22 protein-coding genes are annotated in these 25,292 nt (G+C 54.8%); 10 read left to right on the plus strand and 12 right to left on the minus strand.

The window, feature by feature from the left end; all coding sequences use genetic code 11:
- Positions 1-120: 120 nt before the first annotated feature.
- The gene (locus P12x_RS20330) at positions 121-2,007 is read left to right on the plus strand and encodes a CocE/NonD family hydrolase (RefSeq protein WP_435006524.1); all 1,887 of its coding nucleotides are present in this window, start codon (positions 121-123) and stop codon (positions 2,005-2,007) included.
- On the plus strand, positions 2,004-2,936 hold the full coding sequence (locus tag P12x_RS20335; RefSeq protein WP_435006525.1) for an alpha/beta fold hydrolase: 933 nt from the start codon (positions 2,004-2,006) through the stop codon (positions 2,934-2,936). Before P12x_RS20330 ends, P12x_RS20335 begins: the two co-directional genes overlap by 4 nt.
- Here P12x_RS20335 and P12x_RS20340 read toward each other — a convergent pair.
- Positions 2,857-3,924: an acyltransferase family protein gene (locus P12x_RS20340; protein WP_435006526.1), complete on the minus strand. Its 1,068-nt coding sequence runs from the start codon at positions 3,922-3,924 to the stop codon at positions 2,857-2,859. The genes P12x_RS20335 and P12x_RS20340 overlap by 80 nt on opposite strands.
- 45 nt (positions 3,925-3,969) lie before the next feature.
- Entirely contained in the window at positions 3,970-4,491 is a 522-nt protein-coding gene (locus tag P12x_RS20345; RefSeq protein WP_435006527.1) for a hypothetical protein, read from the minus strand.
- 255 nt (positions 4,492-4,746) lie between these two features.
- Between P12x_RS20345 and P12x_RS20350 the strand changes: the two genes are divergently transcribed.
- Positions 4,747-7,254, plus strand: a complete 2,508-nt coding sequence (locus P12x_RS20350; protein ID WP_435006528.1) for a M28 family metallopeptidase — start codon at positions 4,747-4,749, stop codon at positions 7,252-7,254.
- 94 nt (positions 7,255-7,348) lie between these two features.
- Positions 7,349-8,815 (plus strand): APC family permease, encoded by a 1,467-nt coding sequence (locus P12x_RS20355; RefSeq protein ID WP_435006530.1) that lies wholly within the window; start codon positions 7,349-7,351, stop codon positions 8,813-8,815.
- Positions 8,816-8,852: 37 nt separating this feature from the next.
- Here the strand turns inward: P12x_RS20355 and metG are convergent, their stop codons facing one another.
- From metG to P12x_RS20375, 4 genes are all read right to left on the minus strand, one after another.
- Positions 8,853-9,185 carry a methionine--tRNA ligase subunit beta gene (gene metG / locus P12x_RS20360; protein WP_435006531.1) on the minus strand — a complete coding sequence of 111 codons (333 nt, stop codon included), beginning with the start codon at positions 9,183-9,185 and terminating at the stop codon, positions 8,853-8,855.
- A 317-nt stretch (positions 9,186-9,502) separates the two neighbouring features.
- Positions 9,503-9,838, minus strand: a complete 336-nt coding sequence (locus P12x_RS20365; RefSeq protein WP_435006532.1) for an Mpo1-like protein — start codon at positions 9,836-9,838, stop codon at positions 9,503-9,505.
- A gap of 54 nt (positions 9,839-9,892) precedes the next feature.
- A complete protein-coding gene (locus P12x_RS20370) occupies positions 9,893-11,491 on the minus strand; it encodes a multiheme c-type cytochrome (protein ID WP_435006533.1) in 1,599 nt (532 codons plus the stop codon).
- A 123-nt stretch (positions 11,492-11,614) separates the two neighbouring features.
- Positions 11,615-12,751 carry a DUF1573 domain-containing protein gene (locus tag P12x_RS20375; protein ID WP_435006535.1) on the minus strand — a complete coding sequence of 379 codons (1,137 nt, stop codon included), beginning with the start codon at positions 12,749-12,751 and terminating at the stop codon, positions 11,615-11,617.
- A gap of 283 nt (positions 12,752-13,034) precedes the next feature.
- Between P12x_RS20375 and P12x_RS20380 the strand changes: the two genes are divergently transcribed.
- Positions 13,035-13,289, plus strand: coding sequence for a NifU family protein (locus tag P12x_RS20380; protein ID WP_435006536.1), 255 nt, complete (start codon positions 13,035-13,037; stop codon positions 13,287-13,289).
- A 13-nt stretch (positions 13,290-13,302) separates the two neighbouring features.
- On the plus strand, positions 13,303-14,484 hold the full coding sequence (gene hemW / locus P12x_RS20385; protein WP_435006537.1) for a radical SAM family heme chaperone HemW: 1,182 nt from the start codon (positions 13,303-13,305) through the stop codon (positions 14,482-14,484).
- Between the two features lie 15 nt (positions 14,485-14,499).
- On the opposite strand, the gene P12x_RS20390 is transcribed toward hemW, so the two are convergent.
- Positions 14,500-15,414, minus strand: a complete 915-nt coding sequence (locus P12x_RS20390) for a ParB N-terminal domain-containing protein (RefSeq protein ID WP_435006538.1) — start codon at positions 15,412-15,414, stop codon at positions 14,500-14,502.
- A gap of 215 nt (positions 15,415-15,629) precedes the next feature.
- Between P12x_RS20390 and P12x_RS20395 the strand changes: the two genes are divergently transcribed.
- Complete coding sequence (locus P12x_RS20395) at positions 15,630-16,499, plus strand: SDR family oxidoreductase (RefSeq protein WP_435006540.1); 870 nt, start codon at positions 15,630-15,632, stop codon at positions 16,497-16,499.
- A 15-nt stretch (positions 16,500-16,514) separates the two neighbouring features.
- On the opposite strand, the gene P12x_RS20400 is transcribed toward P12x_RS20395, so the two are convergent.
- The 4 genes from P12x_RS20400 to P12x_RS20415 form a co-directional block, all read right to left on the minus strand.
- Positions 16,515-17,525, minus strand: a complete 1,011-nt coding sequence (locus P12x_RS20400; protein ID WP_435006541.1) for a YihY/virulence factor BrkB family protein — start codon at positions 17,523-17,525, stop codon at positions 16,515-16,517.
- Between the two features lie 657 nt (positions 17,526-18,182).
- Complete coding sequence (locus tag P12x_RS20405) at positions 18,183-19,085, minus strand: alpha/beta hydrolase (RefSeq protein ID WP_435006543.1); 903 nt, start codon at positions 19,083-19,085, stop codon at positions 18,183-18,185.
- Positions 19,086-19,108: 23 nt separating this feature from the next.
- Positions 19,109-19,747, minus strand: coding sequence for a class I SAM-dependent methyltransferase (locus P12x_RS20410; protein ID WP_435006545.1), 639 nt, complete (start codon positions 19,745-19,747; stop codon positions 19,109-19,111).
- 142 nt (positions 19,748-19,889) lie between these two features.
- A complete protein-coding gene (locus tag P12x_RS20415; protein WP_435006546.1) occupies positions 19,890-20,723 on the minus strand; it encodes a sugar phosphate isomerase/epimerase family protein in 834 nt (277 codons plus the stop codon).
- 277 nt (positions 20,724-21,000) lie between these two features.
- On the opposite strand from P12x_RS20415, the gene P12x_RS20420 reads away from it, so the two are divergent.
- Positions 21,001-21,603, plus strand: a complete 603-nt coding sequence (locus P12x_RS20420) for an FHA domain-containing protein (protein ID WP_435006547.1) — start codon at positions 21,001-21,003, stop codon at positions 21,601-21,603.
- 539 nt (positions 21,604-22,142) lie between these two features.
- Here P12x_RS20420 and P12x_RS20425 read toward each other — a convergent pair.
- The gene (locus P12x_RS20425) at positions 22,143-22,391 is read right to left on the minus strand and encodes a hypothetical protein (protein ID WP_435006549.1); all 249 of its coding nucleotides are present in this window, start codon (positions 22,389-22,391) and stop codon (positions 22,143-22,145) included.
- A gap of 751 nt (positions 22,392-23,142) precedes the next feature.
- Here P12x_RS20425 and P12x_RS20430 point away from each other — a divergent pair.
- Entirely contained in the window at positions 23,143-24,843 is a 1,701-nt protein-coding gene (locus P12x_RS20430; protein ID WP_435006550.1) for a sensor histidine kinase, read from the plus strand.
- A complete protein-coding gene (locus tag P12x_RS20435) occupies positions 24,840-25,286 on the plus strand; it encodes a response regulator (RefSeq protein WP_435006552.1) in 447 nt (148 codons plus the stop codon). The genes P12x_RS20430 and P12x_RS20435 overlap by 4 nt, the downstream gene beginning before the upstream one ends.
- The last annotated feature ends 6 nt before the right edge of the window (positions 25,287-25,292 follow it).

The raw sequence follows: 25,292 nt of genomic DNA on the forward strand, positions 1-25,292 counted from the left end.
TCGTGAGCGCCTTCCAATCGAAAGTTCCATTATCAGGCCTTATTCAAATGCAGCCAACCGTTTCAAGCTCTGATCGCCGGATGGTTTACCTGAACCACGAGCTCGACTGAGGAGATCCTGATGAATCGACGAAATGCCGTGATCCTGGTTTTCCTAGCCACTAAGATTTCGATGGCTTTCTGGCCGGAGAGAGTTGAGGCACAAGGCCTGGAATACGTCAAGGCCCACTACACAAAGCATGAGTTCAGGATTCCGATGAGGGACGGGGTTAGGCTATTTACTTCCGTCTACGTTCCTAAGGATGAATCCAAGCCATATCCGATTCTCCTGAACCGTACACCCTACAGCGTCCAACCGTATGGCGTTGATCGATCGAAGCCAGACTTGGGCCCTCACCCTGCTTTCGGAACGTCTGGATATATCTTCGCCTATCAGGATGTCCGAGGCCGCTGGATGTCCGAAGGAGTGTTCGTGAACATGCGACCGATCATGGTCGATGTCGAGAAAGATGCCGTTGATGAGTCAACAGACACCTTCGATACCATTGATTGGCTCGTGAAGAATATCCCCAATAACAACGGAAAAGTCGGGCAGTCGGGTATTTCGTATCCTGGTTTCTACACGGCATCGGGACTAGTCGAGTCTCATCCCGCGCTGAAGGCTGCCTCACCCCAGGCTCCCGTGACAGATTGGTTTGTCGGCGACGATTTTCATCATAATGGTGCGTTCTTCCTCCCTCATGCGTTCAATTTCTTATCCAATTTCGGCCGACCCCGGCCCTACCCGACCAGCAAGTCAGTTACGCCTTTCGATCATGGTACCCCCGATGGTTACGAGTTCTTCATGAGGCTCGGCACCCTCCCGAATGCGGATGCTCGCTTCTTCAAGGGCGAGGTCGCCTTCTGGGACGAAATGATGAGGCATGAATCCTACGACGCCTTCTGGCAGGCCCGGAACCTCCGGCCGCATCTCAAGAACGTGAAGCCTGCCGTCATGACTGTCGGGGGATGGTTCGACGCCGAGAACTTATTTGGTGCCTTGGAATGCTACAAGCAGATCGAGTCAAGTAGCCCCAACATCCAGAATACGCTGGTGATGGGTCCCTGGTACCATGGCCAATGGGGTGGGAGTGGTAATCCCGGCGACCGCCTAGGCCTGGTCCAGTTCGACTCCAAGACCTCCGACTTTTATAGAGAATCGATCGAACTTCCATTTTTCGAGCATCACCTTAAGGGCGGATCAGACCCAGGGTTGCCGGAGGCGCTGGTCTTCCAAACCGGAACGAACCGATGGCGGAGGCTCGAATCCTGGCCTCCGAAGGAGGCAAAGCCGAATCAGCTCTGGTTACTTCCCGAAGGTAAGCTTGGATTCGAGCAGCCGTCTGATTCGACTGAGGATGATTTTGACGAGTATTCGAGCGATCCTTCCAAACCCGTCCCTTACATATCCGACACCGCCATCGGGATGACCCGCGAGTATATGGTGGAGGACCAGCGATTTGCCGCTCGGAGGCCCGATGTCCTTGTCTACCAAACGGAACCCCTCGAAGCCAACTTGACATTCGCAGGTCCCATCATCCCCGAATTGATCGTTTCGACCTCCGGGACCGATTCGGACTGGGTCGTCAAGATCATCGATGTTTATCCGGATACTGCTTCCGATCCCGATCCAAATCCCACCGGGGCGAAGATGGGCGGTTTCCAGCAACTTCTAAGAGGGGACGTCATGCGAGGGAAGTTTCGTGAGAGCTATGAAACTCCCAAGCCGTTTAATCCGGGAGAGCCTACATTTGTCCGACTCAAACTAAACGACGTCTACCACACTTTCCGGACAGGACACCGGATTATGGTCCAGATCCAGAGTAGTTGGTTTCCCCTCGTCGATCGAAACCCTCAGTCGTTCGTCAACATTTACGAGGCACGGACTTCGGATTTTCGAAAGACGGATCAACGCGTTTATCGGTCCAAATCACGAGCCTCGAAGATCGGAGTCCTGATCGAGCCGTGAATCTTAGTCACCGATCCGAACGTTCCTCGGAGCCGAACTTTCGTCGGATCTCGACCAACGGGATCACATTGCAGGTCGCCGAGGCTGGACCCGAGGATGGTCCGCCAGTATTGCTGCTACACGGCTTCCCCGAATTTTGGTATGGCTGGAGATATCAGATTAGCGCCCTGACAAAGGCGAGTTATCGAGTCATCGTCCCAGACCAGCGTGGCTTTAATCTCAGCGATAAGCCAAGGAGTGTCGCCGATTACCGATTAGAGAATTTAGTCGACGACGTGATTGGCCTGATGGATTCGATGTCTTTCGACAGGGTCTCCATTATTGGCCATGACTGGGGAGGTGTCGTCGCCTGGCAGTCCATCCAAAGCAATTTCGAGCGATTCGATAAAGCCGTGATCTTGAATGCGCCTCATCCCCAGGTCATGCTTCGTGAATTGAGCGAGAACCCAGTTCAGTGCCTTCGAAGCTGGTACACTTTTCTATTTCAGATCCCTTATCTACCGGAATTGATCTTAAGCTCAAACGATTGGAAGCTATTGAGTCGTGAAATGGAACGGAGCAGCCTCCCGGGTACATACAGCCCGGAAGATTTCGAAGCATACAAGAAATCTTGGCGCGAGCCTCGCGCGATAACTTCGATGTTTCACTGGTATCGGGCGGCATTCAGGGATCGAGCAACCCCGCTTGCGAATCCTCTCATCCCTATTCCGACGTTGATTCTGTGGGGGGGCAAAGACAAATATCTGGGGAAGGGTCTGGCTCGATCGAGCTTTGCACTCTGCGATAACGCGAGACTCGAATGGATCGAAGACGCGACTCATTGGCTCCATCATGAGCAGCCGGATCGAGTTAACCAACTCGTTCTCGAATTTTTGCGCGGATCGCAACCACATACCAGGGGAGAGGCCACGGACCTGAACCAACTGTGAGTCGCTCTTTCAGTTGATTGATCGGTTGCTCGAAGAAATGCCAGGAAGCCGACGCGAGGGCGATGGTTACGAGAAGCGTCCCATATGGCTCGGGAAAGAGATAATATTCCGGTACGTACATGATCCAGTTGCGTTCGATGACGAGCAGATGGTATACGTACAAGCCGTAGCTTATACGTCCTAGATAAGCCACTGGCCCGAACGCAAGTGGACCGATGATCCACGGACTTGAAGTGCGCCACAGTCCAAAGACAAGGAAAGCCGAACCAATCCCGAATCCGGTGAGCGCCGATAGGATGAACAGAGTCGGAGGGGGGTGGACTACCCACTCGGGACGGATTCTAGTGAGCAAGATAAGTGCCAGCCCGATAAACAAGCAGACGAGACCATCACACCAAAACTTACGGGTTTTGACTTCGAGAAAACCAGCGACGCATCCCCAGAGGAGATGCTCGCCGCAGTACGGAAGTAGAAACGAAGCCCACGGGATCGAGAGACGTTCATGAGCATAGGCCTGAAACGCTTTGGTGGCGAGAATCATTCCCACTATCATCCATGGTCGCCATCGATTTGAGATCAGCAGAAGCGCGGGTGGGAAAAGTAAATAAAACTGCTCTTCGACCGAAAGTGTCCAGAAGTGACCGACCGGGCCTCCCCAGCCTCGTTCGAGGAAAACTCTGAAATTGTAGACGTACGCGAGATACCATCCAACACCAGGCAGTTGGTCCATCGACCAGAGCCAGATGACTACGGCGTAGTAAAGGGGGAAGATCCGGAGAGTTCGACGGATGTAGAACCGCTTCAGGTCGTCCGTCAAGATCCCTGACTCTCCAAGGATCAGGATTCGGGTGATCAGGAAACCAGAGAGCGTGAAGAAAACTTGGACACCCTGCGGGCCCCAGGAATAAAAGCCCGGCTTCGCGTGAAAGAAGAAGACTGCAAGGAAGGCCAGGAATCGGAGGCCGTCAAGTTGTGGCTTATGCGGCATCCCTCGGCCCCATCCTCCTTGGCTTCATCCAGCACCAAGCCGTAATCAGCCCACCAACCAGAGCGGGCAGTCGCGTCGGGTTGCTTCATTGGCGGCAAGTGCGAGGCGGGCAAAAGTAAGGATCTCGGGAGCGTCGGCCACCCACCCGTCATCCGGATCGCGACTCACTTCGAGTAGCGTTTGCAAACCCTCGTCATCGAGTGGTAATTCCCAGCGATCGGCCAGCTCGGCCAACTCGGTCCGGAGTCCTGGCAGACTGGCACAACGGAGGGGGCCGCCAACCGAGAGTGGGAGAGACACCGCCCGGACATGAGTCGGAAGATAGACTCCGCGCCCCTCGGCTCCAAGCGCCATAAGGTTCGGGACGCTATCCGGGCCCAGCTCGGATGCGGCCCGATCTTGCAGTTCAAGCCATCCGGAGTCGACTAGCTCTCCGTAGTGTCGAGGGGCCACGCCTTCCCAGTCGCCTTCGGCTCCGAAGGCATTGTCCAGGACCCCGGCAACCTCGACCGCGAAGCGCTCCTCGAACGTCCCTTTCGCCCCTCCAACGGTGAACGACAGGCCCACGAGAAATTCCCCTTTCTCCGCTGCGACCACTTTCGTCGGACCACCAATGGCGACCGAACAGGAGTCGGCGGGACAGGTTCAAAGTGCGAATCGCTATACCAAATCCTTGAGAAGTGATCGGGAATTGCGAAGCCCCTAGGCCCTGGATTCGATGAATCCAGGAGCGTATTTTAGGAAGACGTCGCATCCCTCGCCAAAGTCTCGTTCCGGGACGACGTCGTTGTCAAGAACCTCCCTCATAAAAGGGTTTTTTTTATGCATTGTCGAGGGATCTCCGGCCTGCTCGGTTTGATCGCCCTCATCACGATTACAGCCGAAGCACCGGCCCAAGAACCGATCATCGGCTTCTCCGTGGGATCCCGAGCGTCTCAGGTCAAGGCTGAAGCTCATGCCATGAGCATACCCACGCCCGACGCCGCGCGTGCGTGGCTCCGGGAGATCACGGAAGAGCCTCACGTCGCCGGAACACCGGCGGATTATCGGACCGCAGTCAACGTTCGCGATAAACTTCGATCCTGGGGTTGGACAGCCGAGCTGGCAGAGTACGAAGTCCTGCTCAACTATCCCATCCAACAACCGGGAAAAGGGGTGCTTTGCGAGATCATACGACCCAATCCCATCTCATTAAAAGTCCTGGAGGAGCCGATCGCGGCCGACAAGGACTCCGCCAGCTCGGACGCCTTCCCCGCTTTTCACGGTTATGGTGTTTCTGGTGACGTTACTGGACAGGTTGTCTACGCAAACTACGGGCGACCCGAAGATTTTACGGCTTTGGAAAAACTGGGGATCGACGTCAAAGGCAAGATCGTCCTCGTGCGTTACGGCGAACTTTTTCGAGGGCTCAAAGTTCGCAATGCTCAAAAACGCGGAGCGAAAGGAATCTTGATTTATTCCGATCCGGCCGATGACGGCTACGCCCGAGGGGACGTCTACCCTAATGGCCCATACCGTCCAGGTTCGGCACTTCAGCGTGGGAGCGTGCAGTTCCTTTCCCTCGGGCCGGGCGATCCTTCGACACCGAATGGACCTTCGATCAAAGGTGCCAAGCGATTGGCGATCGATCCAAGACACGGCTTCACGCTTTCCGAGGAAGACGTCGTAGAACCTCCTTCGACATCAGGAGGGCCCCCTATCGTCAAGTCTCCTTCCATCAAAACATGGGAAAAAGATTCTGGACAGAACCGTGACGATTATTACGCGAGTATCCCCTCCCTCCCGATCAGCTACGATGCTGCAAGCCCGATCCTGGAAGCGATGGGCGGCCCGAACGTCCCGAGCGGCTGGCAAGGTGGTCTACCGCAGCCCTACCATGTCGGACCTGGCCCGGTCGAGGTTCATTTCCGGGTCGAGATGGATTATCAAATCCGAACGATCTGGAATGTGATAGCGACCATCAAGGGCGAGGCCGAGCCCGATCGATGGGTCATGATCGGCAACCATCGCGATGCCTGGGTCTATGGAGCCGTCGATCCGGGGAGCGGGACAGCGGCTACCTTGGAGATGTGCCGGGCCTTGGGCTCGGCCGTCAAGCAGGGATGGAAACCTCGCCGGACGCTGGTCTATGCCAGCTGGGATGCCGAAGAATACGGGCTGGTTGGATCCACCGAATGGGCCGATCATCATTCCGAAGAAATCAATGAGAAGGCCCTGATGCTGTTGAACGTCGACTCGGCAGTGTCAGGACCCGAACTCGACGTTGATGGCGTTCCTTCTCTCCGCGACCTGTTCATGGAAGCAGCTGGGTCGATTCCTGACGTCCGATCAGGACGAACTCTCCGGGATGTCTGGGTCGCTCGAAGGAGGGCAGCTTGGGCGGGAACAGCGGCTGTAGATTTGGAAGATATCTGGGACTCGGCGGCTACTGCATCCGACGAGCCATCCAACACACCATCCGTTACCCGCGTTCGTCGCTTTTCGCCCCAGCTTAACTCTCTTGGCTCAGGTTCGGACTACACTGCATTTCTCGATCATCTGGGGGTACCCAGTTTGGACGTCGGTTTCAGTGGACGCTACGGGGTCTATCATTCGGTCTATGATAATATCTACTGGATGGAGAAATTCGGAGATCCGGAATTCGTCACCCACGCTACGGCCGCTAGACTTTACACGCTGATCACGATGAGAGCCGCCTCCGCCGAAGTGGCTCCGCTGAAATTCGTACCCTACGGTGAGGCGCTTCGCGATTACGTTGACGATCTGAGAAGGATCGTCGCGAGGAAAACAAGAGCCATCGAATCTGATCCACTCAAGCCCCAGATCACTCTAGAGAATCTCGGACGGCTTGTCGGGGCCATTAAGGGTTTCGAAATACAAGCTTCCTCGCTCGATGAGGCGACCGAGGCGTTGACAAAGAGGGAATCCGTTCCATTACCCCAGCTAATTCGAATCAACGATGCCTTGTCCAAGGTTGAACGTTCATTCTTGCTGGCAAAGGGGCTACCAGGCCGTCCCTGGTTCCGCCACTCGATCTATGCACCGGGATTGACGACCGGATACGCCTGCTGGACTCTTCCAGGCCTCCGTCAGGCCATCATCGAAAATGATCCCGAGATGATCGCCATTCAAATACCCGCCCTGGCCGAGCGAATCGACGCAGCGACGGCTGCAATGAAGGCGGCAATCGAGGCGACGAACGTTGAGGCCAACCCCGGCGTTTCACAGCCCTCAATCGGGGCAAAGCCCGCAGTGCCTGCCAACCCTCCGGGCAATGGAGCCTCGACTACCCCTCCCCAGAATCCGGTTGGGATTGTCGGTGGGAAATAAGACAGAAAGTTCAGATCATACCGATGCCTGAGGACTTGGAGCCTCGAAACTCTACAAATCCGTCCGATCGCATCTCATTGAAATTCGAGGGCTCATGTCGAAGGAATCTTCTGGAGGCGATGCAAAGCTTCCCCGAGTGCTCGGCCCGACCGAGGCTCTCTGCGTTGTGGTCGGCTCGGTGATTGGGTCTGGGATATTTATCGTCCCGGCTGGCGTTGCCAAGAGTGTGCCGTTCCTGGGTGGAATCGCCCTGGTCTGGGTCATAGGTGGTCTTTTCAGCATGGCGGGGGCTCTTACCCTTGCCGAGTTGAGCACCATGTTGCCGAGCGCCGGAGGGCCTTACGTCTATCTTCGTGAGGCATTCGGCCGACTTCCGGCTTTCCTCTTCGGATGGACCGAGTTTCTGGTCATCCGGACTGGTTCGATCGCAACTTTGGCTGCCGCGTTCGGTCTCTATTTCGCATTACTCGTCCCGGCTCCGTTGGGAATGCATCCACTGGCGTGGCAAACGACAGCAGCCGTGCTGGCCACTATATTGCTCGCTGCGATCAATGTCCTGGGGACGAAGATCGGAGGGCAGGTCCAGGTCATCGGGACAGGTCTGAAGATAGGTGCGATAGTGACGATGATCGTCCTTCCACTGGCCCTCGGAAAGGCAGAACCAGCACTCCTGACACCTGCCTGGCCCAAGTCGATCAATTACGACATATTTCGCGGAATCATGGCTGCAATGATTGGTGTCCTTTGGACTTATGATGGATGGGTGAATGCCTCTGCATTGGCGGAGGAAATCCGGGAGCCTGGTCGGAATATCCCGCGGGCTCTGATTGGCGGGATGCTCCTGCTCATCGTGCTGTATCTCGGAATGACCCTGCTGTATCACATGGTACTACCACTCAGTGAGATCGGGGCTGCATCCTTTCAGAAAGGATCCCCCAGGATCGTCGCGGCCGATTACTTCGAGCATCTACTTGGTCCCTGGGGGCTCCGAGCGATGGGCTTGGTCGTGATGGCTTCGACTTTCATCTCGCTCAATGGGAATGCCCTATCCGGGCCAAGGGCCTACTTCGCCATGGCTCGCGATGGGGTATTCCCGAAAGGGCTATGCACAATTCACGCGAGATACCAGACCCCAGCCAATGCTATCATCGCCCAGGCTGTCTGGGCCGTGATACTCATGGTATCGGGCACCATATTATTGATTGTGGAGCCTCCCACTTCCGGGCTCACCGAGCCGCTGATCGAAGCCTGGCGCCAGTTGCATGAGAAACCTCTCTACGATTTCTTGTACACATATGTGATTTTCGGTGGAACGATTTTCTACGGACTGGCGATCGGGAGCGTATTCGTCCTGCGAATCCGACGTCCCGACCTTCCCAGACCGTACAAGACCTGGGGATATCCGGTGACCCCCCTGCTCTACTCGGCCGCTTCACTATTGCTGCTCTGGAGCATCTATCAGGAGAGTCCGTTCGAGTCTCGAGCGGGCCTCCTGATCATTGCGGCAGGTCTACCCGCGTACTGGTTCTTCAACCGGAATGGCACGTTGAGAGAAGTCTGATCTCGACGTCAATTCCGATAAAGACCAACGGTCTCGGCTATTTAATTTTTGCTCCCGGTATGCATTCGGGATCATCGGGGGTGAGGAGAACGACCTTCTCCTCCGATGTGGCGGCTAGGAGCATCCCGTTGGAAGCCTCGCCACGCAGCATAGCCGGCGCCAAATTGTTGACGATCACGATGTTCTTCCCGACTAGTTGCTCGGGAGCGTAATGTAGTCGAATGCCCGCCACGATTTGCTTAGTCTCTCCTCCGAGGTCGACCTGCAGCAGCATCAACTTGTCCGCGTTCGGGTGTGGTCGAGCTTCTGTGACTCGTGCCACCCTCAACTCGATCTTCGCGAAATCTTCGTAACTAATCGGCTCGGCCATCGTCATCCCTCGGTGAAACGGATCGATTCAAACCAACGCGGTTCGCCACGCCTGCTTCGACTTGATTGTTCGAGAACTAAAGCCGGCGAAAAATTCGACTTCTCACGGAAAAGCAAGTTCCTAAAATTTCGAGGGTTGGGCTCTCGACCAATGCTTTTTATTAGGCGTTCAGCTCGATGACATCTCGTTTAGAATCCTGTGACGGATGAATCAGTTCGTGAGCTGAGAGGTCAAAGGAGAGCAAGTAGCGATTTTGGGGCTTGATGCTAGCTTCAAGACTTCGAGAACCCTCTCGAACCGAACTCACTTTTAACGGATTATCGAGAACTTCCACCCGTGATCAGCCTGGCTATTCCGCCGCAGATACCCCGAATCACGGCCCAGGCGATCACGAACGGAGTGGCCGGATGCTTCAGGATCGTTGGAGTGTTCCCCTCGAAGAGGAAATGTCCGGCAAACATCAGGAAATACCCTCCCAGGAACAGGCCAACCGACCAAAGTGGTCGAAAGGGGAGGAGGACCGCGGCCGCCGCACACATTGGCCACCCGACCCCAAGGTGGAGAAAGTGGTTGACGGGATGCGTGTGGTCCGCCCGGTATTTTGTGACGAATTGATCCAATTTCGAGCTGGAAACAGATGAAAGGTCGGACATTCTGGAAATCCTTTTCCTGAGAATTGTGAAATGAGCCTAATCCCATCGAGTCACTTAACGACCTTCAGCCGCCCCTTTTAAAGCTTGAGGCTGATGGACTTTTGGATCTTCGTAAGAATCCAGCCCTTTATGATAGATCTGTGCATAACGGGCGGGGAATGTAAAGTTGTGGTCGTTATCCTCATCGTGGCAATTGATGCAAAATCCATTGCTATCGGCAAGTTCGGCCGACATCGCCATCGGCTTCCGATATACGAGATTGTCGGGTTCGGCGATATGGAGAGATGCCGGACCGTGACAGTTTTCGCATTGATTCCCCTTCAGGTAAGGGGTTTGCTCGGCTGAGATCCAGCCGGATTCGTACTTGAAACCTGTCGTGTGGCATGAGATGCACTCGGCGTCGTACTCTCGGTTCCGCTTCGGAGTGAGCAAAGCCTCGAAGGCGCGAGCGTGCTTCGTACTTGCCCATTTGTCAAACGTCTTGGGATGGCACGACTTGCAGGTTTCAGCCCCGACGTAAGTCGCCCCCGGCGACCCAGCGTTGTTAGCTCGCCTGGGAAAGTTTTCCACTACCCCGACCGACTTTAAAACAGCCTGCATTTCTTCATCAATCAAAGCACGCATCGACTCAGCCTCTCGAAGTCCGTTTTGATCGAGAGGTTGAAGGACATACCGGAGCATCGGATCCTTGCCCGGGAAAATACCAACGACGCCGACGAACTTCCCTTTCTGACCCACGTTGATGAGGATCGTCTTGCCATCGTTAAGCATTTCGGGTTGAGACTCGCCCTCCGAGTAGATCGATTTCGAGACGATCAGATCGAACCCCGGAAACTTCTCGCCGAGGCGTCGTGCCTCCTCGATCGACCCCTGAACCAACAGGACGCAGACCTGAGATTTCGCTTTGAGGTTTTCAAGGACGCCAGGAATGACTTCTTCGGGCGGTTTGACCGTGAGGAGGGCTGCTTTGTCGGGATCAGATAGGGCCTCGAACGATTCTGGCGCGATCACGGCAGTGACGCCTACACTAATCGGCCCTGCCTTGGTGATCAAAGAAGCGTGAATCGTCTCCTCGAATCCGTCGCCAGGCGTAAGATTAGCCGCGAGGAATTTGGGTTCTTTGACGTTAAAGAGGACGCCCAGCGTCTGAAAGACACCCAACTTCAAGTCCTCGGCACCAAGTGCCACGGCCTCGTATTTCATGACCGAGAGTGCCTTGATCGCCGTATCAAACTTGATCTTCTCCTGTTCGAACCCTCCTCGAGACCCTGCAGGATTGGCGATGAGATTGCCCAGATCAATGGGAACGACCGGCCAACCTCGGCTGCGAAGTTTATCGATCAAATCGAACCGGCGGCCCAAACCGCCAAGTTGACCGTCGGTGCAGCCGCAGGGCTGGAGGTAGCCATTCTGCTCTCCGGAAACCAGGAGAATTCCGGTTGGAGGAGTTGTTGACCACTCGGCAATAACTTTCGGAATCTTCTCGGTCGCAGACACTTCGATGTTCGATGTCGAAGCCGAAGGGCTCGACGAATCGACGCGATCAACCGGGGCCGGGATCGCTGCCTCTCGGGGCTTCGAGCAACCGACATAGATCAAGACCACCGCAACCAGGCCGACGGCGGCGACCGGCCTGAACGAAGTTCGGGTCATCGTCATCCTTTCGGTGAGGGGCGGAAATGGAAGGCCGGGCATCCTACCCACGCCATGGATTCATCCCCTTAATGCCAGGTTAAGATTCATCCATGTTCAAACACCAGGGATGCGATCAGTGAATCAGTTTCCGCCTTGCACCAGTACGTCTACGGGGACCTTGACTTCGGATGCCTGGGGGTGATCGGTCTTGATGACGATCTCTCCCACAATCTTCCCCGGGATGGTGCCGGGGATCACTCGAACGATCATCTTGTACTTCGATCCCTTGGATTCGGCGGGTTGCTCGATCGGCTGGAAATCGACCTCCAGGAAATCTGGCTTATCAACGACCGTAAACTTGGTCGAAGTCTGGCCACGAATCCAGACGACTAGATCCTGACTTCCACCATCGCTCGAGCTCACCTCTCGCATGACCAATCGATCGGGAACGATCGTCACCGGACCTGTCAATCGCCCGAGGACAGGGATTCTGATTTCCTTCTTGCTAGGATGGTCCGTTTCGACGATCACATCTTCGCCAAAAGGTCCAAGTTTGGCCGCCATCTTGAGCGAAATATTGATCAAGTATCCTTTTTCGGCGTTGAGTGACTTTGCTTCTTCCTCGGTCATCGATCGCGATGAGGCGCCGATCAGGGCCGGATTGGAGCTAGCAACGCGGGTCAGTTTGAAATCCGGACGATCGCCTGAAAAAATGGCGATACTTCGTTCATGGATTTCATCGTTGCTCACTGTCTGGAAATTGATCGTTCCGTCGGGAGGATACATCGTAATCGCCGGTTTGACGATCCCTTGGACTTGCAAGGTAACCTCAGGCCTAGCCGGGTCATTGGTCCCGATTCGAGCATTCTTCTTGTAGGGGCCGTCGATCTTGCGGGTGTTCCACTTGATCTCGATAACTTCGCTCGAACCTGGGCCAACTTTGAGCATCGACGGTGCCTTATCATCGACCGACGTCGGCTTACCGAGTTGAGCTATCGTGCAAGAACAATCTGTCCCCAAATTTCGGAGTTCGAGTGGCCCTTTACCGTTATTCTTGAAGACCCAACTATGAATTCCGTCGGAATCCTGTGCCATGACTCCAAATTTGTATGTCAAATCTCCCTCGACCTCCACACTCCCGGCCGGTACATCGGTGGCCACCGGGGCAGGTACCCCAGGCCCATCGGTCGACGAGTTCGTCGCGAGTAAAGGCACTGCCACCGTAACAACGGCCGTCAGTCCGATGGCCAGCCCGGCCAGGATGATCCAGGATTTCATGACGACACGGCTCCGAAAAAATAGTCAAGTGGATCGCGGCCCGAACTCGGGAAAGATCGATGGATGGCTCCAGGGTCGGGCATATCGAGCGATAGCCCTGATCTTAAGGCTCGGTCGGCACCAAGGTCAAGCGAAGCAAGCACCTTCCAGACTCGATTAGCAGGCACGTCCGGCTACTAGGACTTGTGGGTTTCTCAATTTACCTTGTAAGATGATCGGACATTCATTTCAGGGATCGACGTTTCACTGACATGCGTCGCTTTCTGTGGGGAATAGCCTTGACATGAAGCAAATCGACCAAACAAATCACCTCTTCGACCGAGTCAAGGCTGTCCTCGAGCACGAGGTACGTCCGGGCCTCAGGGTTGAGGGAGGGGACGTCGAACTGGTTGGAATCGACACCGATCGAATTGTCCAGATCCGATTATTGGGATCTTGCCAGGGTTGTGCGTCTTCGATTTACAGCACGACATTGGGAATCGAGTCCGCCGTCAAGGCTAGGGTTCCCGAGATTCGATTTATTGAGGCTGTCCTCTAGTCGTCAGCCGTCTATGACCAAACAAGTTACTACCGCCGCTCTCGCCAGGCCTCAACGTCAACCTCCACGGATTGCTCCTCGGGCCGCCTACGTACACATTCCCTTTTGCGCTCACAAGTGTGGCTATTGCGACTTCGCATCCGTCGCCGGGTCGGACCACATGGCCGATCGTTATCTCGATGCGCTGTCCAAGGAAATGGACACTTTGGGCGGCCCCTTCGAGGTTGAGACCATATTTATCGGCGGTGGAACGCCTACCCGACTCGATGCTAGACAGCTTGATCGTCTCTTGAACCTGGTCCATAAAGCCTTCCCGCTTCTCCCGGGTGGAGAGTGGACGGTCGAGGCCAACCCCGGCACTCTGGATACCGAAAAGGCTGATGTTCTGGCAAAAGGCGGGGTGAACCGAGTCAGTCTCGGGGCTCAGTCCTTCCAGCCCGAACTCCTGAAAGCTCTGGAGCGAAACCATGCTCCAGAGCAGGTCTACCGAGCCCTCGAATTACTTCGTCCACGATTCCCGTTCTGGTCTTTCGACCTGATTTTCGGGGTTCCCGGATCAAGTCCGGAACTCTGGGCTGAAGATCTGCGAATGGCGCTGGAACTCGAGCCCTCTCACCTATCCTGTTATGGACTGGTCTTCGAGAAGGGTACGGCCCTCTGGAAGCAGGAGCGAGCTGGTATCGTCAGGCCAGTAGAGGAAGAAGCCGAGCGAGCAATGTATGAGCACACCATTGATCGCCTGTCCAGCGAAGGTCTGGCTATGTACGAGATCTCGAATTTTGCCAGGCCTGGTCATGAATGCAGACACAACCTGGTCTATTGGGCGAACGATTCATATTTTGGTGTGGGTCTTGGTGCGGCAAGATACATCGATCAAGTTCGTTCGAGCAATACTCGCGACTTGCTGGGATATTTATCCAGGATCGAGGATGGTCGGGATCCGACCGGCCCAATTGAGAAACTCGAGCCGGAATCTCGTGCGCGAGAAACGGCCGTGCTGATGCTCCGAAGGACCGTCCTGGGAATCGACCGTGACGAATTTCGCGGTCGAACTGGATTTGATCTCGATGAGCTGGTTGTTGAAGCATTGCTCCGTCACTGCGCAGGGGGATTACTCGAGGATGATGGACGTCGCGTTCGCTTTAGTCGTGAAGGCCTTCTGTTGGCCGACACAGTGCTTTGCGACTTGCTCTGAACCGCCCCAATCCGCTCAAGCTCTCCGGAGTTGGTCTGCCCTTGCGGCCAGCTTTAGTACCGCGGAATGAAACAATCCCCGAGAATTGGATCCCGCTTCTCGGTAGGCCTCACCAAACCCCTCGGCCTTGGTCCAGGTAATGACATCCATCACCTGATTGGCCATCATTTCGAGCATTTCATTGATAGTTGGCGCAGCCGCAGGGATCGGCGGGCCGAGAGCAACTTCCTTCGCCGAGGGAACATCCCAAGGTGCTGCCGGGAGTTCGGACTTGACGGGGGGTAGAGGATCGATTGTATCATCCCAGGAATCGGCTTCCCGAGCGCCTCGATCCCGAGGATCATCCTGCTGGGCGATCGAATTCCCCTTCGGGAGGTGCTCATTCGGGTCACGCGGTAATCCAACAGAAGGATATGTCTTCCCGTCAGCTCCGATTCGTGAGCCGGTAGCGGGCACTTGACCCGCATCAACGAGTTGCTTCCGAATTTTCGCGATCATCTCTCGACCCGCCCCCAACTCCTCTGCGAGTCTTCGATCGGACCAATCATGGTGGAGACGAAGCTTGACCTCCACGGCTCTACGACGTTCTGCTCGGGTCAATGGAAGGCCATGAAACAGATTGACCCCGGCGACGTAATCCATAGCCTCTGAGATAGTTCCCTGGCGAACCTCGACGCTCATTCGACGCCGATCGAGCATGATCGCTGCGGCGTGTCGATGAAATCCATCCGCAATCAGGAATCGGCCCTCGATCTCGAACACGGTGATCGGAGGCATCCGGTCCCAGGATTCCGCATATCGTTCCACTGTAAAGTCGTCCAGCCGATCACGAAGATTCAAGTTTGGATCGAGGACAAGGTCGTCGACTGGGATCTCTCGAAGCTCCATGATCGTCTCCATCGCGCCCGTCCCGCTGTACTCCCGTCTCATCGTTGGAAATCGGAAGTCTCGAAACTGGCCGCGACTTGAAAACGAGCCCGAGACACGATGCTCCGATTACAATTAACAAAATCCTCAATCTCAAATGGTATCAATCTTGGGCGGCCGAAATAGACCGAGACCTGTCGTTAATCCAGAAAAAATTGATCCGACTTCAGTAAATCTAGACCGATCTGACCACTAATAGAGACAGGAGACCTTAAGTAATGAAGATTCTTCTGACCGGAGCCAGCGGACAATTGGGAGCTTACCTCCTAGAGCAACTCATCGCTGATGGTCACAAGGTCGAGGCCTGGTCCTTGAGGGCAAGGGAAGATCGATGCGGGGTTAAATTCCGTCCCATCGACTTAACCGACGCCGACGCGACGGAGCGAGCACTTCGACAAACTGCTCCTCAAGCCATCATCCATGCCGCCGCCTTGAGCTCGGCCGAGGCGGTCCGCGCCGATCCCGCTGGTGCCAATACCATCAACGTCGAGGCTACCCGGCGAATCGCCGAGTGGTCGATGAAAAATGGACGTCGGCTAGTTTTCACTTCGACCGATCTGGTCTTTGATGGTTCTCGACCGTGGAGTCGGGAGGATGATCCCGCCATACCTTTGCTAATCTATGGTCAAACCAAGAAGGATGCCGAGAACGCGGTTCTTCAGGGAGCAACTGGAGTCGTAGCGAGACTCAGCTTGCTGTTCGGTCCGAGTCGAAGCGGAAGACCATATTTCTTCGATCGTGCCATCCAAGAAATTCGGGAAGGTATACCTCGAACCTTCTTCGATGATGAATTCCGAACGCCGCTCGATCTGTCTACTGCCGCTCGGATCTTGATCGAACTCATGACATCTGATTTATCCGGGCTGTTCCATGTGGCGGGAGCCGAGCGGGTCAGCCGGTTCGAGCTCATGCGACGCGCCTCCATGGCTCTGGGCCTGAACACCGAACTCGTAAAAGCAAACCGACGATCTGATCAATTCTCGAGTCACCCTCGTCCCGCCGACGTGTCGCTCGATACGAGCAAGCTTCTCTCAGTCTTCCCCAATCTGATCAGGCCCTCGATCGAAGAGGCAATTCGGGGTCGCTGAGTCCATCGTCCAAGTTCAGAAATCGGCACGCTCTGGTCTCATTGCCTTGAAATCGGGTGCCTCCGGAGTATTCGTCCTCTGTCCCGCATTTTTGCCCAGGGGAGAGGCTTCTTCGATGACCTTGTTGACCTGGGCTGAGGAAAGAAGCACCAGTGAGCTGATCCAGAACCAGAAGAGCAAGACCATGACCCCACCGAGCGAACCGTAGGATTTCCCGTAATTGCCGAAATATTGGACGTACAACCGAAACAGAAGCGTTGAAATGAGAAACAGGACACTTCCCGCCAGACTTCCCGGAGTGATCCATTCCCAGGATTGATCGGCGTCGGGAGCCACGTAGTAGGTCAAGGCAAAACTGAGAAGGACCATCATCAAAACAACAAAATATTGCATGGCAATCGCGAATGCAGAACTCCCCGAGGAAATGCCTAGCATCCTCGAAAGCTCCGGTCCGGCAACGATCAGCACCAGTGAACCAACCAGGATCGTTGCCTGTACGATCGTCATGATGATCGCCGTCAACCTTAGCCTGATAAAACCGCGACGTTCCTTCACTCCATATATTCGATTCAAGGCGTCGATGACAGCGACGAAGAGACTCGAAGCTAACCAGATTGTAATCGCCAACCCGATCGAGATGAGACCCACCGGCGGTTTTTGTTGAATGGCGATGATCTGCTGCTCAATCTCCTTGGAAGCCTCGTTGGGTAATGCACTCTCCAGAGTCGAACGAAGTTGACTGACGGTCAGATTCCCGACACCCCGTTCCTGACCTAGCCTTCCGGTTAAGTCGGGAAGAAGTTGAACGGAGAGCGTCAACACGAGGCCGATGAACGGAACGAGAGCGAGCATGGCATAGAACGACATCGCGGCGGCTCGGGTCTGGATCTCATTCTCATTCACTCTGAGCCATGTTCGCACCAGCAGTTCGCGGAGGGATAGTCCTCCCAGGCTGAGTGCCTCTCGAAGTCGTAGAGGTGGAAACACGTCGAAGAAACCTCCCTCATAATTCGATCGGCTTACCATAGCTTAATGATTTGGTCGTCTGGAAAAAAAGGAGCATTCGTCGTGCCGATGGCATGTAATCGCGATAATTTCCACAAAATTTGCCTCACCCGAGCTCGATAGGCTTGGGATGACGGACGCATTTTTGATTTCCGCGGGAAAACCTGATCAAGTCAAGGGAAATTGCCACAACCCTATGACCCATTAGGTTTTACGAGGCATTCGGATTGTTTGTATCATCACCAATGAAGTGCCATACCGCACATGTTGTGCAGTGCTAATATCAATATTTTTGAATATTATTTTATTCGTGTCGCGATCTTTGCAATGACGGGGTTCCATGATTTGAGCACGATGAGTGATTAGCCTTCAGAACGCCCGCGAAGTGCGATGGGTGGATCGAGTATCGCCCTGGCAGTTCATCTTTTCGTGGAGTACTATATTCTTCGGGCCAAGTCCCACCAATCTACACTTTGTTTCTTGTATTCAAATGCATACTTCGACTAATTGACTCTGTCTTTTTCGTAACCCACGCCACAAATCTCCGTGGAGGTCTAGTCGAAGATCTGAGGAAGATGTTCAAGCCGATTCAAGAGCGAAATTTGAATATAGATCGGGGAAGTACCAGGATCACCATGGCAAACAACTAGATAATGTAAACATTTCATGATGCAATCATCAGACCTGACGCGGCTGGTACTCTGATCGACCGATTCGATCGGAGAGCCACTTAACGAGATCAGAAACCACCTCAAGTCGGCCGATCTCATTCAACGGCTCATGACGCATCCCGGGAAAAGATCGAAGCGTCTTGTCAGCCGAGCCAAGATTCTCAAAAAAGGTTCGCCCAGAGCCCGGGTCGATGATCGGATCGGACTCTCCGAGGATGACAAGGGTCGGAATTTGAATTGCTGATGCATGGGCCAGGGCCTGGGGACCAGCGTCGAGCATCCCGAAGAAAAGCGGTGCACTGATTCGACCGTGACGTAATGCGTCCCGGTCAATGGCGGCTATCATCTCCGGATCCCGAGTTAATTGATCATTGTCGAGGCCAGTCGAGAGCGTGATCCCAGGAGCGAACTTCCTAAGGGCCTCTCCAAGGGCACGCTTCCAGGCAGGGACTCGCGCAGAAAGTCGGAGTGAAGGGTTTGAAAGAATCAGTCCTGCGAGATCCGGTTTTCGATTGAGGACGGTCAGAATTGCGACCAGTCCTCCGTTGGAGTGCCCGAACAAGAATCGAGCGAGACCGGGTCGATTTCTAGCCATCCATCCAATAGCGGCGTCTAGATCCGACGTCAATTCGTCGTAGGATCTGACGAATCCCCGTTTTCCGGGGCTGCGACCGCTGCCCCGCAGATCGAAAGCGATGACATCAACATGGAGCCGTTTGACCAGCTCCTCTGCCAAACGCTCATAGCTTCCTCCATGTTCGCCCAGCCCGTGGGCGATCAGGAGGATGGCCTTGGGATTTGGTATGGACCAGCTTCGCCCGAGGAGAATAGTCCCGTCGTAAGACGTTGTTGACACGTCCGAAAACTGAATGGGAGATTGCGAAGCAGTCGGTTCGGCTCGGTCAGTCATGTCAAATCGGTTTCTAGGTTGCTTCAAGCGGGCTTATGCCAGGCCCAAGTCCAGTGTCGGTCGGATGTTATCTGAACATCTTCTCCGGAGAGGCCTAACGCTATAACTATTGTACGAATCTCGTCGAGGGTCAGCGAGGCTCGGAGCGAATCACGAAACAAAGTTCTCGCGACGTGTGTTTCGGAACTTGCGTAGCGGTCTACCAAGGCCTCGATTTCCGCCTCGTCGTTAGGTCGGAGGAGATCGCGTATCATCAAGCTTCCGCCCGGAACGACCAGTCTGACGAACTCAAATAGCGCGGGACATGGATCGGGAATATGATGAACGATCGTGTTCGAGATGACGGCCTCAAATCGGCCGTCTGGAAATGGTAGGTTTTTCGCATCACCACGCGCGAACCGGATCCGATCGGTCAGTTCGGCATCCGCGACATTGCGTCGGGCCAGGTCCAGCATGGGACCCGATAGATCCACGCCCAAAATCCTTAGCTTTCGTTCGGCCCGGCAGATGGCGATCGGGACTCGCGCTGGACCTGTTCCTACGTCAAGGACTTCACCACCTCGTCCTGGTCCATGGTGATCGAGAAACTCGGAGACGAATCGAGCATTCGTTGCCCCGTGATCCATCGAGTCGTAATCACGGGCCTCCTCGGGTCCATCCATGACCTCTGTTTCGAGTACTCGGCACAGCACGACAGCAATTCCTCTAGATGGGCTCGCAAGGCCGGGTCGAAAGTCGGTATGAGGAGCCTAAGCCTGTAGAGGGCTCAGACTCCTCTACCCAGTGATCGTAGCAGGTTTGAGATTAGATCGCCGCGATAGCCTTGCTCGTCGCTTCCAGACATTTCCGGATATCGGGGATTGGGTTCGTTTCGCTCTCTTCATACTCCAGCGCCAGGCAATAGGAGTAATTGATCCGGGCCAACTTTTTGAGAAGCTCGGCCAGTTTCAGGTCACCTTCTCCCAGGATTGTGAACGTCTTGGCATCTTTTACGTCCTTAAGATGCACGCCGTAGATCCGCTCGGCGAAGACATCAACTGCCCGGACCGGATCTTGGTGCGAGCGGAGGAGATGTCCGGTATCAAGGCAGATTCCGATCTTTTCGCTGTGATTCTTAATTGCATCGGAGATCTGATCGATAGTCTGCCACTTCGCGCCGGGACCATGAGGATGGATGCCGATGGCAATCCCGTATTCCTCGGTCAACTTGTCGAGGCTGTCGAAGGAGTCGAGCGAGGGGTCGGCCGACAGGTAGGCAACTCCAAGAGCCTTGCCAAATTCAAAAATCGTTCGGTTCTTCTCATGGTCTTTCGAAAAACCCGAAACGCCGAAGCCGATGATTTCGACGCCCTCGGAATCGGCTAGACCCTTCGACTCGGCGACCTTCGACGGGTCGATTGGTGTATGGGCGTTGTAAGACTCCCAATAATGAAGCCCCAGCTCCTTCGTTTTGGCCAGGGCTTCTTCGACCTTGTAATGACGGAGGGAGTAACTCTGCAGGCCCATCTTGAATGGACCGTAAGGACCGATAGGAGCTGCCTCGATTCGTCGTCCGAGGAGCGACAGAGTTCCCACGGCAGCCAGACTAGAGGCCAATAGGTCTCTTCGGGAGAGGGGTTGAGAGGCATCGGGAATCATCTATTTCCTCCTCGTCTGAACCGGGCGATGTGAGGGTTGGAGAGGTGCATCACACCAGATCCGAAACTATCCGAAGCGAGTGAGCCAAACCAGTCCCTCTCCAAAAAACATCCAATTTGGGAGGTACACCGTCACCAACTTCCGGCGATTCCGTAATCATTCGATAACTTTCGGGGCCGAGGCTTGAGCCGCCTGATTGGGCTCGATTATGATCGCCTTCTTGATTCGGCCCGGAACTTTCGATTCATATCCGTGCTACCGAGGGGAGGAAGTCTGAATGCCTGTCCCTTCCAAAATGCTCGGCATCTTAAAGCCGATTGGTGGCGGAGATCCCATACCGCTCGAGCGAGACAAGCTCCTGATCGGCCGTCGTGCTTCCTGTGACATCTCTCTCGACTTCGAGAATGTTTCGGGCAAACACTGCGAACTCCACTTTTTTCATGGGCTATGGCACCTCAAGGATCTCGGGAGCAAGAACGGGACGACGGTCAACGGGCTTAAAATAGGCACCGAGCAGAGCGTCTTGCCGGATGTCGAAATCGGCATCGCCAGCCATTTCTTCACCCTCGATTATGAACCGGCTGGCCCATCCAGCGCGATCGCGGGTTCGGGAGGCGATGAGAACGAGGACTTTATCATCGAGATGCCCGACGCGCCCAAACGCAAGTCCCTCATGGAATTGGCCGGCCTCGAAACGGATCGGCCTCGGAAGTCTTACCGCCCTTCCAAACCCCCTGAACAGATCGAGCGAATTTCGGTCGATGAAGCGGAATTCGATGATCCCCTGCCCTCCGATCACGCCAAACCTATACCACTGGCCGAGGCATCGGACGATGACTTCTTCGACCTGATCCAGGATGACCTGGCCCCTAAGAAGTGACTACCGAGTCAGTGTCGAATCTCGTCCGAAGGATCAATTCGACTGAAACCTCGAAAGGGGTCCTCTATGTCGCCGGCGGAGGAACAGAAGTCTTTCCGATGCTCCTCTCGCAAGGCGGCGGTTCCTCGACCTTGCTAGCCGGCCGGATTCCATACGATTCCAACGATTTTCGTTCCACTCTCGGATTCGACCCTGGTCCTCTTGTTGATGCTCGGGCGGCACGCGGGATGGCCATGGTCGCATTCCGCCATGCCTTGAAGATCCGAGGTGAAATGTCTCCCGATCAAGTCTTCGGGATCGGGTCGACTTCCAAGTTAGCCAGGATCAACGGTGACCGCGAGGGTCGTACGAACGAGATTCACGTCGCACTCCAGACCTGCTCGAAGACATTAGTCCGCTCCGTCGCTCTACCAACCGAACACGGTCGGAGCTGGCAGGAACGAATCAATGCCCTGATTCTGCTCGATTTGGTCGCGATTGGCAAAGGCTTGAATGTCTCTGTCAACTACGAGCATGAAGATCATTTGCTACCCACGTCATCAATCACCGATCGATCGACTGGGATCGACCATTTCAAAACAAGTGGGCTCGATGAAGTCTTGATCGGACGTCGGAACTGGGTTGGTCTCCAACTGGACGATGGCAGGATTGCTTCGGTCGATTCGGATTATCCTCAGCTTCTCTTGCCCGGAAGCTTCCGACCGCTCCACTACGGCCATATTGCAATGGCAGAAGCGGCGGAAGCCATGACTGGCATCCCCTGCCACTTTGAAATCTCGCTCTTCCATCCCGATAAGCCCGCGCTAGACTACATCGCGATCCGATCCCGGCTCCAGGGTTTCGCACCCCGACGGGATCGAGTCTATCTGACGAATGCACCGACTTTCCTGGAAAAGGCTCGATTGTTTCCTGGATGTATTTTCGCCGTGGGCCATGACACGATGGTCAGGATCCTGGAATCTCGCTATTACGATGGAAACGCCGGACGGGATGCGGTCCTGGAAGAACTCGCGGAGTTGGGGACGACCTTTCTCGTCTTCGGTCGAATCGACGAATCAGGACGATTCCTGGATTTCAAGGCAGGAGACTTCGAAGGTCCTAATGGCGGATTCCTCGAACGAATCGTAAGACCTGTTCCCGAGAATCTATTCCGAAATGATGTGTCATCCACGAAAATTCGATCCCAATCCTCGACTGAATTCGACTAAATATCGCTCTCATAAAGAAATCGTTATCGCAAGAAAATCAAACATTATAATTTGCACTTATGTTTTAGGTCGTGAAGGCTTGCATTCGTGATGCCATGCGGATGTTTTATTAAACAGACACCTCATCAGGTTCCTAATTTTCAGAAGCCCGATGGGACGGATGCTCGCCGCCGTCTCGCCGTCTTGGGCCTTTGGGACTGTGCTTACCACTTGGCTCGAAATAGAAGGAAAGCTAAACTCTCTTCGAGAACGGCCCTAGTTTGTTTCTCGCGACGGGCCCAAGTACTTCCAGTGCCGTTCGGACGCTTTTCGATGGAACAGGTTTCACGGAGTGAGATCCATCCGGTATTCAATCCTAGCGAAGGGGCTGACCCTCATCGCCGTACCTTTGATTTTCCAGCTCACTTTCATTTTCGTGGTGTTCTGGATCAGGAAAGAAGGCTCGAACGCTGAACTCTGGGCGATCCATAGCAAAGAAGTGATCAGCCAGGCGCAAAAATGTCGAGTTCGACTCCTGACGACACATGGGCTGCTCCAGGGTTACATTATTACGAACGATCCTGCCTTTGAGCAGCCACTGATGAGAGCAGCAGCGACCGTGCCGGACGAGGTCCGTAAACTCGCAGAACTCGTTCGAGACAATGCCGCTCAATCCCGACTCCTGAAAAAGATTGGATTCAGAAGCTCGGCCTTCTTGAATTTCATCGACGAAGGGAGGGCGATGATCCTCGCCGGGAAAATGTCCCAGGGAACGGCCGCGATCCGGAGGAACCAGGCCCAGCAGATGCTCGAGGAGCTGGACCGGGACTTCGAACAATTTCTGGAAGACGAGCATGCTATCCATGCACTCCGGGCCGGAATCATGAATCGATCGTGGAACTCGCTCAATCGACTCTTGATCTTTGGGGGGGTGTTCTCGGTCCTCTGCACGGTCTTGCTTGCCTTGCTCTTCTCCAGAAATATTGGGGCTCGGATCGCAGGCCTGACCGAGAACGCTCGAAGACTGGCAGAGTCTCGAGAGCTGATCCCGCCCATCAAGGGTACGGATGAGATCAGTCGGCTCGATCGTGCGTTTCGAGAGATGGCCATGTCGCTGGAAGATGCCGGACAGCGCGAGCGGGAACAGACGAAGCAAATTAGCCTCCGAGCCGAGGAACTTGCCTCCGTAAACGACCAGCTACGTGATAAGGCACAGGAAAACGAGATGTTCGTTTACAGCGTCTCGCACGACCTTCGATCGCCACTCGTCAACCTTCAGGGCTTCAGCAAGGAACTCGGGCTGATTGGTCGCGATTTGGTTCGACTCATCGACGTCGATCGGGTTCCCTCGGACATACGACGTGAGGGAAAACGCCTGATTGAAGTCGAGATCGCTGAATCTATAGGGTTCATCCAGTCGGCTGTGACTCGACTCGCCGGGATCATCGATGCATTACTACGACTTTCGCGAGCGGGGCGGGTCGAATATCGATTTCAGGTCGTGGAACTTTCGGAAGTGGTACGCCGTGTCGTCTCGGCACTTCGTGGATCCATAGAAGGCCGTAATGCCCAGGTTAACATCGGAGAGTTACCGGACGTCTGGGGAGATCCAACCGCGGTCGAGCAGGTTTTCGCCAATCTGATCGGCAATGCGGTGAATTATCTGGATCCCCAGCGGCCGGGTCGGATCGACATTCTATTCATCGAATCCCCCGAGTCGGAGGATTTGTTCACGAACTCCCGATGCAACATCTTCGCGGTTCGCGACAACGGACTCGGAATCTCGGATTCCCACAAATCCAAGGTTTTCAGCGCATTTCAAAGGCTTCATGGCGATTCGACGCAAGGGGAAGGAATCGGTCTCACTCTGGTCCGACGAATGGTCGAGCGACATGGTGGACGTATCTGGTTCGATTCGACCGTTGGGGAAGGTTCTACCTTTTATGTTTCACTTCCCTCAACCGAATCCCTAACTACTGCGGAGGGCCTCGGTGATACAAATACGGTATCGAATGGCCCATTCCCTGGATCGAGGAAGGATACCTCTTCGTGAATACGGCACTGACGCTCATCCTCGCCGAAGACGACGAGGGCCACGCCAATCTTGTTCAGCGTAACCTGAAAAGAGCCGGATTCGTGAATGAGATGATCCACGTCAAGGATGGCCAGGAAGCCCTAGACTATCTGGGCGGGGATGGTCAGTTCGTCGACCGAGTTCTTCCCGACTACGTGCTCTTGCTCCTCGACATCAACATGCCGCGCGTCGACGGTATCGAGGTTCTCCGTCGGATCAAATCCGCGCCAGAAACTTCGATGATCCCGGTGATCATGCTGACCACCACGGATGATCCCCGCGAAGTGGAACGATGTTATGACTTAGGATGCAGCGTGTATCTCACAAAGCCGGTCGAGTACGACGGGTTCATCGAGGCGATCAACCGGCTTGGCCTATTTCTCCAGGTCGTTAAGGTGCCTCGCAATGGCGGAAGTCACTGAGGACCC

Source organism: Tundrisphaera lichenicola (assembly GCF_051175385.1).
GTDB lineage: Bacteria > Planctomycetota > Planctomycetia > Isosphaerales > Isosphaeraceae > Tundrisphaera > Tundrisphaera lichenicola.

Excerpts from the sequence above, each read along its gene's own strand:
- P12x_RS20330 (WP_435006524.1), top strand. The coding sequence starts at position 121 with ATGAATCGACGAAATGCCGTGATCCTGGTTTTCCTAGCCACTAAGATT.
- P12x_RS20340 (WP_435006526.1), bottom strand. The coding sequence starts at position 3,924 with ATGCCGCATAAGCCACAACTTGACGGCCTCCGATTCCTGGCCTTCCTT.
- P12x_RS20350 (WP_435006528.1), top strand. The coding sequence starts at position 4,747 with ATGCATTGTCGAGGGATCTCCGGCCTGCTCGGTTTGATCGCCCTCATC.
- P12x_RS20355 (WP_435006530.1), top strand. The coding sequence starts at position 7,349 with ATGTCGAAGGAATCTTCTGGAGGCGATGCAAAGCTTCCCCGAGTGCTC.
- metG (WP_435006531.1), bottom strand. The coding sequence starts at position 9,185 with ATGGCCGAGCCGATTAGTTACGAAGATTTCGCGAAGATCGAGTTGAGG.
- P12x_RS20365 (WP_435006532.1), bottom strand. The coding sequence starts at position 9,838 with ATGTCCGACCTTTCATCTGTTTCCAGCTCGAAATTGGATCAATTCGTC.
- P12x_RS20370 (WP_435006533.1), bottom strand. The coding sequence starts at position 11,491 with ATGACCCGAACTTCGTTCAGGCCGGTCGCCGCCGTCGGCCTGGTTGCG.
- P12x_RS20375 (WP_435006535.1), bottom strand. The coding sequence starts at position 12,751 with ATGAAATCCTGGATCATCCTGGCCGGGCTGGCCATCGGACTGACGGCC.
- P12x_RS20380 (WP_435006536.1), top strand. The coding sequence starts at position 13,035 with ATGAAGCAAATCGACCAAACAAATCACCTCTTCGACCGAGTCAAGGCT.
- hemW (WP_435006537.1), top strand. The coding sequence starts at position 13,303 with ATGACCAAACAAGTTACTACCGCCGCTCTCGCCAGGCCTCAACGTCAA.
- P12x_RS20390 (WP_435006538.1), bottom strand. The coding sequence starts at position 15,414 with ATGAGACGGGAGTACAGCGGGACGGGCGCGATGGAGACGATCATGGAG.
- P12x_RS20395 (WP_435006540.1), top strand. The coding sequence starts at position 15,630 with ATGAAGATTCTTCTGACCGGAGCCAGCGGACAATTGGGAGCTTACCTC.
- P12x_RS20400 (WP_435006541.1), bottom strand. The coding sequence starts at position 17,525 with ATGGTAAGCCGATCGAATTATGAGGGAGGTTTCTTCGACGTGTTTCCA.
- P12x_RS20405 (WP_435006543.1), bottom strand. The coding sequence starts at position 19,085 with ATGACTGACCGAGCCGAACCGACTGCTTCGCAATCTCCCATTCAGTTT.
- P12x_RS20410 (WP_435006545.1), bottom strand. The coding sequence starts at position 19,747 with ATGGATGGACCCGAGGAGGCCCGTGATTACGACTCGATGGATCACGGG.
- P12x_RS20415 (WP_435006546.1), bottom strand. The coding sequence starts at position 20,723 with ATGATTCCCGATGCCTCTCAACCCCTCTCCCGAAGAGACCTATTGGCC.
- P12x_RS20420 (WP_435006547.1), top strand. The coding sequence starts at position 21,001 with ATGCCTGTCCCTTCCAAAATGCTCGGCATCTTAAAGCCGATTGGTGGC.
- P12x_RS20425 (WP_435006549.1), bottom strand. The coding sequence starts at position 22,391 with ATGGAAGAGCGAGATTTCAAAGTGGCAGGGGATGCCAGTCATGGCTTC.